This window comes from Streptomyces sp. NPDC058307, from assembly GCF_042880295.1.
Taxonomy (GTDB): domain Bacteria; phylum Actinomycetota; class Actinomycetes; order Streptomycetales; family Streptomycetaceae; genus Streptomyces.
Map to the genome: position 1 here is coordinate 1 of NZ_JBHVYZ010000069.1, position 8,007 is coordinate 8,007.

The window sequence follows — 8,007 nt, forward strand, 5'->3', positions numbered from 1 at the left end:
TCCGCACCACACCCAGGAGGCCACGGTCTCGTTGGACATGCCGCAACTCGGCCTGGAATGGCACGAGTCGGTGCCGGTGCGCGACGAGCTCACCGGCGAGACCTACCACTGGGGCAGGGCGAACTACGTGCGTCTCGAACCGGGCACTCGCCCCGCGCACATCCTCACCGTCCTGCGACCGTCCACCCCGCAGATCGGAGGGTCACCCACAATATGATCGTCAACGAGCCCGTCCACGACACCTTCGAGGACACCCCCGCCAAGGACCGGGACCCCGACTGGTTCAAGCGCGCGGTCTTCTACGAGGTGCTGGTCCGCTCCTTCCAGGACAGCAACGGCGACGGTGTCGGCGACCTCAAGGGCCTGACCGCCAAACTCGACTACCTGCAGTGGCTGGGCATCGACTGCCTGTGGCTGCCGCCGTTCTTCAAGTCACCGCTCAGGGACGGCGGCTACGACGTCTCGGACTACACCGCCGTGCTGCCGGAGTTCGGTGACCTGGCCGACTTCGTGGAGTTCGTGGACGCCGCCCACCAGCGCGGCATGCGGGTCATCATCGACTTCGTCATGAACCACACCAGCGATCAGCACCCGTGGTTCCAGGAGTCCCGCAGAGACCCCGACGGCCCCTACGGCGACTACTACGTGTGGGCCGACGACGACAAGCAGTACCAGGACGCGCGGGTCATCTTCGTGGACACGGAGGCGTCCAACTGGACGTTCGACCCGGTCCGCAAGCAGTACTTCTGGCACCGCTTCTTCTCCCACCAGCCGGACCTCAACTACGAGAACCCGGCGGTCCAGGAGGAGATGATCTCCGCGCTGAAGTTCTGGCTGGACCTCGGCATCGACGGCTTCCGTCTCGACGCGGTGCCCTACCTGTACCAGGAGGAGGGCACCAACTGCGAGAACCTGCCGGCGACCCACGAGTTCCTCAAGCGGGTCCGCAAGGAGATCGACGCCTCCTACCCGGACACGGTGGTGCTGGCGGAGGCGAACCAGTGGCCGGAGGACGTCGTCGACTACTTCGGCGACTTCGAGAGCGGCGGCGACGAATGCCACATGGCGTTCCACTTCCCGGTCATGCCGCGCATCTTCATGGCGGTCCGCCGTGAGTCGCGCTACCCGGTCTCGGAGATCCTCGCCAAGACCCCGGCCATCCCGTCGAACTGCCAGTGGGGCATCTTCCTGCGCAACCACGACGAGCTGACCCTGGAGATGGTCACCGACGAGGAACGCGACTACATGTGGGCCGAGTACGCCAAGGACCCGCGGATGCGCGCCAACATCGGCATCCGGCGGCGGCTCGCCCCCCTGCTCGACAACGACCGCAACCAGATCGAGCTGTTCACCGCGCTGCTGCTGTCCCTGCCCGGCTCGCCGATCCTCTACTACGGCGACGAGATCGGCATGGGCGACAACATCTGGCTCGGCGACCGGGACGCCGTACGCACCCCGATGCAGTGGACACCGGACCGTAACGCAGGCTTTTCCTCCAGTGACCCCGGGCGGCTGTATCTGCCGACCATCATGGACCCGGTCTACGGTTACCAGGTCACCAACGTCGAGGCGTCGATGGCGTCGCCCTCCTCGTTGCTGCACTGGACCCGCCGGATGATCGAGATCCGCAAGCAGAACGTCGCCTTCGGCCTCGGCTCCTACACCGAGCTGCCGTCGTCGAACCCGGCGGTGATCGCGTTCCTGAGGGAGTACGAGGACGACCTGGTCCTGTGCGTCCACAACTTCTCCCGGTTCGCGCAGCCGACGGAACTGGACCTGAGCGCCTTCAACGGACGGCATCCGGTCGAGCTGTTCGGCGGGGTGCGGTTCCCGGCCATCGGTGATCTGCCGTACTTGCTGACGCTCGCCGGGCACGGGTTCTACTGGTTCCGGCTCCGCAAGGACGCCGCGTAGCCGACGAGGACCTGGGTGGGGCGGTTTCCACCGCCCCACCCGGGGCACGCATCAGTAACACCCCGACCAGCCAGCCCGGGGAAAGGACGCCCCCCATGTCGGAAGCCGTCACCCGTACCGCCACGACAAGTGCAGGCATCCTCGCCTCGCTTGATCCACTCCTGCGCGAGTGGCTGCCACGGCAGCGGTGGTTCGCGGGCAAGGGCCGCCCGGTCACCGGGTTCTCCCTGGTGGCGGCCACCGAGCTGCTGCCGCCCACCGCCAAGCTCGGCCTGTACCACCTGCTGGTCCGCGCCCACCAGCCGCTCACCGTGGGCGCCCCGCCGCACCCCGGGGACTGCTACCAGCTCCTCATAGGCGTGCGCGAGGCGCTGCCGCCCCGGCTGGCGCCCGCGCTGATCGGCCATGTCGAGGAGGGCCCGCTCACGGGCCGTACCGCGTACGACGCCCTCTACGACCCACTGCCCGCCGAACTGCTCCTGGAGGCGATCCGCTCCGGGACCCGGATCGGCGGGCTGTCTTTCGGGCGGGACCCGCAGCAGGAGATCCGGGAGGGTCTGGTCGCCCGGGTGATGACCGCCGAGCAGTCCAATTCGTCGATCGTCTACGGAGATACGTTCATCCTGAAGCTCCTGCGCCGGGTCGTGCCCGGCGTCAACCCCGACCTGGAGCTGCCGCTGGCGCTGGCCCGCGAGGGCTGCCCCCGGGTGCCCGCGCCCACGGGGTGGCTGCGGGCGGAGCTGGACGGGGAGCCGTACACCCTCGGTGTGCTCCAGCCCTTCATACAGGGCGCCTCGGACGGCTGGGAGCTGGCCCTGCGCGAACTCGCCAAGGGTGAGGACTTCAGCGCCGAGGCGCACGCGCTCGGGCGGGCCACCGCCGAGGTGCACACCGCGCTCGCCCGGGCGCTGCCGACCGTGACGCTGGGCCACCAGCAGCTGCGTCTGCTGGTCGACGGCATGATCGAGCGCCTTGAGGCGGCCGTACAGGCGGTCCCCGCGCTCCGGCCGTACGCTCCGGGCCTGCGCTCCGCGTTCACCGCGCTGGGCGATCTCGCCGCCGAGGGCAGCACCTGGACCGCGCAGCGCATCCACGGCGACCTCCACCTCGGCCAGTGTCTGCGCTCGGCCGCCGGGCACTGGTCGCTGATCGACTTCGAGGGCGAGCCGTCCAAGCCGCTCTCCGAACGCCGGCTGCCGCAGCCCACGGCCCGGGACATCGCCGGGATGCTGCGTTCCTTCGACTACGCGGCACACTCGACCGACCTGCCGGTACCGGGCTGGGCGGAGGCCTGCCGGGCCGCGTACTGTTCCGGCTACGCCGAGGTCAGCGGCGTGGACCCGAGGACCGATCCCGTCCTGCTGCGCGCCTACGAGACCGACAAGGCCATATACGAGGTCGTCTACGAGGCCCGGCACCGCCCGGACTGGCTGCAGGTGCCGATGGCCGCGGTCGCGCGGTACGCGACAACCGACCTGATCTGACCGACCCGACTCCCGCCGAGGAGGCTCCACCCGTGACTCCGCCAACCCCCAGCGGTTCGGACCCGAAGAAGACTGTGAAGAAGAAGGCCGCGGAGAAGGCAGTGACCACGAAGGCCTCGGCGAAGAAGGCCGAGCCGGTGGCCAAGAAGGCCCCCGCGAAGAAGGCCGGCGCCGGGAAGACGGCTGCTGCCGATGCGGCCGGCATCGTGAAGGCGGTTGCCAAGAAGGTCGGCGCCAAGAAGGACGTTGCCCAGAAGGACGGTGCCAAGCGGGCCGTTGCCAAGAAGGCGCTGGTCAAGGATGCGGCCGTCGACAAGCCTGTCGTGAAGAAGGCCACCGCCAAGAAAGCAGCCGTGAAGAAGACGACGACGAAGAAGACCACGGCGAAGAAGGCCGTGGCGAAGAAGGTCACCGCCAAGAAGACCGTGGCGCCTGACGCGGTCGCCGAGGACGCCGTCGTGGCGCCGGTCGAGCCGGTCGCTGTCGAAGAGACCACCGCCCCGGTTCCCGCCTCCGTTCCGCCGGCGGAGACACCCGTCTCCCCCGCTCTCGACGGCGGCGACCGGGACCGGCTGCTGTCCGGCAGCCACCACGATCCGCACGGGGTGCTCGGCGCGCACCGGGTTCCCGGCGGGGTGGCCTTCCGGACGTTCCGTCCCTACGCCCGGGCCGTCACGGTCGTGGCCGGGGACGTGCGTGCGGAGCTGCACGACGACGGTGACGGCTTCTTCTCCGGTCTGCTGCCGCTGAGCGAGGTGCCCTCCTACCGGCTGCTCGTCGCCTACGAGGAGACGGTCCAGGACATCGAGGACGCCTACGCCTTCCTGCCCGCGCTCGGCGACCTCGACCTGCATCTGATCGGCGAGGGCCGGCACGAGCAGCTGTGGACGGCGCTGGGCGCGCAGCCCATGACCCACCAGGGCGTGACGGGAACACGCTTCACGGTGTGGGCGCCGAACGCGCGCGGGGTGCGGGTGGCCGGCACCTTCAACTTCTGGGACCCCTCGGCGTTCGCGATGCGTTCGCTCGGCGGCACCGGGGTGTGGGAGCTGTTCGTGCCCGGTGTCGGCGAGGGCGAGCTGTACAAGTTCGAGATCACCCGCCCCGACGGCTCCAAGACCCTGCGCGCGGACCCGCTGGCCCGCCGCACCGAGGTCCCGCCCAACACGTCCTCGATCATCCACGCCTCGCACCACGAGTGGCAGGACGAGGAGTGGCTGGCGAAGCGGGCGGCCGGCGCCCCCGCCCACGAGGCCCCCTTCTCTGTCTACGAGATCCATCTCCCGTCCTGGCGACCGGGCCTGACGTATCGTCAGCTCGCCGAGCAACTGCCCGCCTACGTCAAGGACATGGGCTTCACCCACGTGGAGCTGATGCCGGTCGCCGAGCACCCCTTCGGCGGCTCCTGGGGCTACCAGGTCACCGGCTTCTACGCGCCGACGGCACGCCTGGGCACCCCGGACGACTTCAAGTACCTCGTCGACGCGCTCCACCAGGCCGGCATCGGCGTACTGATGGACTGGGTGCCGGCCCACTTCCCGCGCGACGACTGGGCGCTCGCCGAGTTCGACGGCCGCCCTCTGTACGAGCACGAGGACCCGCTCCGCTCGGCCCACCCCGACTGGGGCACGCTGGAGTTCGACTACGGCCGCCGCGAGGTCCGCAACTTCCTGGTGGCGAACGCCGTTTACTGGTGCGAGGAGTTCCACATCGACGGCCTGCGGGTCGACGCGGTCGCCTCGATGCTCTACCTGGACTACTCGCGCGAGCCGGGCCAGTGGGTCCCGAACGTGCACGGCGGCCGGGAGAACCTGGACGCGGTGGACTTCCTCCAGGAGATGAACGCGACGGTGTACCGGCGGGTCCCGGGCGTGGTGACGGTCGCGGAGGAGTCCACGGCCTGGGACGGCGTGACGCGCGCGACGCATCACATGGGTCCCGGGGGCTTCGGCGGGCTCGGCTTCGGCCTGAAGTGGAACATGGGCTGGATGCACGACTCGCTGGACTACATGGCCCACGAGCCCGTGCACCGCAAGTACCACCACCACGAGATGACGTTCTCGATGGTGTACGCGTACAGCGAGAACTACGTCCTGCCGATCTCCCACGACGAGGTCGTGCACGGCAAGGGCTCACTGGTCTCGAAGATGCCGGGCGACTGGTGGCAGCAGCGCGCCAACCTCCGCGCCTACCTGGCCTTCATGTGGGCGCACCCCGGCAAGCAACTCCTGTTCATGGGCCAGGAGTTCGCCCAGGGCGCCGAGTGGTCCGAGGCCCACGGCCCCGACTGGTGGCTCCTGGACCCGGCGTACGGCGCGGAGGCCGACCACCGGGGCGTGCGCGACCTGGTCCGGGACCTGAACGTCGTCTACCGCCACACTCCGGCCCTGTGGCAGTGCGACACGAACCCCGCGGGCTTCCAGTGGATCGTGGGCGACGCGTCCGAGGACAACGTCTTCGCCTTCCTCCGCTACGACGCGGAGGGCTCCCCGCTCCTCGCGGTCTCCAACCTCGCCCCGGTGGTCCGCCCCAACTACCGCCTGGGCGCCCCGGACGACGTGCCGGCCTGGCTGGAGTCCCTGAACACCGACCTCGCCAAGTACGGCGGCGGCGACGTCACCAACCCCGACGTGCTGAAGCCGGACCCCCAGCCCTGGCACGGCCGCCCGGCGAGCATCCAGGTGACCCTGCCGCCGCTGGCCACGGTGTGGCTGCGACCGGCGTAGACGGCTGGGAGGCGTGGGAGGCGTGGGAGGGGGACACCGGACGGTGTCCCCCTCCGCCAGGACGGGCGGGGGCGGCGGAGGGGAAACCCTCAGCGGCCGACGAACATCAGCTTCCGTAGGATCGCCAGCAACCCGCGGGGCTCATGCTCCGCCGCCGGGATCGCCCGGGCGCCCGCCGGGGGCATGCGCCGGGGCCCGACCGGCGTCCCCGCCCCCAGCTCGTAGCGCACCGGCAACACCCGCAGCCCTCGCACCACCGGCCCCGACCGCCAGGGCAACTGGTCCGGCGGCAGTGTCAGCTCCGCGCGGACGAAGTGATCCAGCACTCTTCCCACCGCGGTCGCCACGATCGTCCCGCCCAACTCCCGCGCCGCACTGGGGCATTGGTGCGGACCCGCGCCCCAGCCCAGATGCGCCCGGGTGGACACCGTCGACCCGACCAGGTGGGAGGAGCTGAGCGCCAGGAGGTCGCGGTGGGCGGCCGCGGCGGACGGGGACACCGCGTCCCCCGCCCGCACCCACACCTCTCCCAGCCGCACATCCCGCGCGGCGAACCGGAAGCACATGTTGGCCACCGGAGGGTTCGCCAGCGCCGCCCGGTTGACCGTTTCTCCCAGCTGCCCCGCCGACAGGCTCCGGCGGACCGTCGCGTTCCCCCGCAGCACCTCCAGCAGGGTGTTGAGCACCATGTTCCCGGTGATGTCGTTCAGGTACACGGCGTTCATGAACAGCTCCCGTCCGAGCTGCTCGTCGCTCAGCCCGGGGTCCGCGAGCAGCATGTAGGACGTGAGGTCGTCTCCCGGCCGGGCCCTGCGATGCGCGGCGAGCCGGGTGAAGGCCCCCAGCGCACGCGCCGTCGCGGGCCCCGAGCCGGGCCCTCCGTCCAGCATCCGCCACAGGTCCATGACCAGCTCGTCGCCCAGCTCCACGGGACAGCCGAACAGCTTGGTCGTGACCATCAGCAGCAGGGGCCGCGTGAACTGCGCCCCCAGATCGGCGAAGCCCACGGTCCCCGACTCGGCGGCCAGCATCCCGACCAGCTCGTCGGCGTACCGCGCGACCGCGGCCCGCAGCTCCCACCCCTCCGGGCTCCGCGCGTCCTGGAAGGGGCTCAGCGCCGAGTGATGGGTACGCCGGGCCCCCAGATGCTCCTCCTCGTCCATGAACATCATCTGCCGTACCTCGTAACCGGCCAGCAGCGGCCAGTCCCGCGGCAGCCGCCCCTCGGCCCGCGCCCGCCAGTACCGGATGTCCCGGCGCCACAGGTTCTCGTTGCGCAGCACCTCGGTCACCTCGGTGTACCCGAGAACCAGCCATACCGGCACCCCCATCAGGCCGACCGGCGCGACCGGTCCGTAGGTGCCGCGCAGCCGTTCGTACACCGCCCCGGGGTCGACGTCGAACTCGGCGGTCAGCAACGGCTCGACGGGCAGCGACCCGAGTACGGGACCGTCGGCCGGCGGGGTCGCGTCGGAGTGGGCTTCCATACCGCAACGCTTACCGCACCGGCCGTGCACAAGCAGTGACCATGGCGTGAACTGTTACGTCTTGGTGATCCCCGGGACCGCCGTGTCCACCAGCGCCTTCGGCAGCCGGCCCGTGTGCAGCACCCCCAGCCGCTGGGTCGCCCGGGTCAGCGCCACATACAGGTCACTTGTGCCGTAGAGCGCCGGCTCGACCACCAGCACGGAGTCGAACTCGAGCCCCTTGGACTGCCGGGGGTCCAGGAGGACGACGGTCCGCGTCAGGTCCGGCTCCGCGCCCGCCGTCACCCCGTCGAGCCGGGCCGCGAGCCTGCGGTGCAGATGACGTGGGGCGATGACCGCGAGCCGCCCCTCGGCGGGGGTCAGCTCCTGCACCGCCTCCGCGACCGCGCCGGGCAG

Annotated in this window: 4 protein-coding genes and 2 pseudogenes; 4 read left to right on the forward strand and 2 right to left on the reverse strand. The window is 70.6% G+C overall.

Annotation, left to right across the window (positions count from 1 at the left end; genetic code table 11):
• From ACFVYN_RS34330 to glgB, 4 genes and pseudogenes are all read left to right on the forward strand, one after another.
• Positions 1–217 (forward strand): annotated as a pseudogene (locus ACFVYN_RS34330) (alpha-1,4-glucan--maltose-1-phosphate maltosyltransferase); the annotation flags it as partial.
• On the forward strand, positions 214–1,914 hold the full coding sequence (gene treS / locus ACFVYN_RS34335) for a maltose alpha-D-glucosyltransferase (protein ID WP_390005791.1): 1,701 nt from the start codon (positions 214–216) through the stop codon (positions 1,912–1,914). The pseudogene ACFVYN_RS34330 and the gene treS, both read left to right, overlap by 4 nt.
• A gap of 95 nt (positions 1,915–2,009) precedes the next feature.
• Positions 2,010–3,398, forward strand: a complete 1,389-nt coding sequence (locus ACFVYN_RS34340) for a maltokinase (protein ID WP_390005792.1) — start codon at positions 2,010–2,012, stop codon at positions 3,396–3,398.
• A gap of 32 nt (positions 3,399–3,430) precedes the next feature.
• Complete coding sequence (gene glgB / locus ACFVYN_RS34345) at positions 3,431–6,124, forward strand: 1,4-alpha-glucan branching enzyme (RefSeq protein WP_390005793.1); 2,694 nt, start codon at positions 3,431–3,433, stop codon at positions 6,122–6,124.
• A gap of 89 nt (positions 6,125–6,213) precedes the next feature.
• Here the strand turns inward: glgB and ACFVYN_RS34350 are convergent, their stop codons facing one another.
• Together ACFVYN_RS34350 and ACFVYN_RS34355 are read right to left on the reverse strand one after the other, a co-directional pair.
• Positions 6,214–7,611 (reverse strand): cytochrome, encoded by a 1,398-nt coding sequence (locus ACFVYN_RS34350; protein WP_390005794.1) that lies wholly within the window; start codon positions 7,609–7,611, stop codon positions 6,214–6,216.
• Between the two features lie 54 nt (positions 7,612–7,665).
• Positions 7,666–8,007 (reverse strand): annotated as a pseudogene (locus tag ACFVYN_RS34355) (ATP-dependent DNA helicase); the annotation flags it as partial.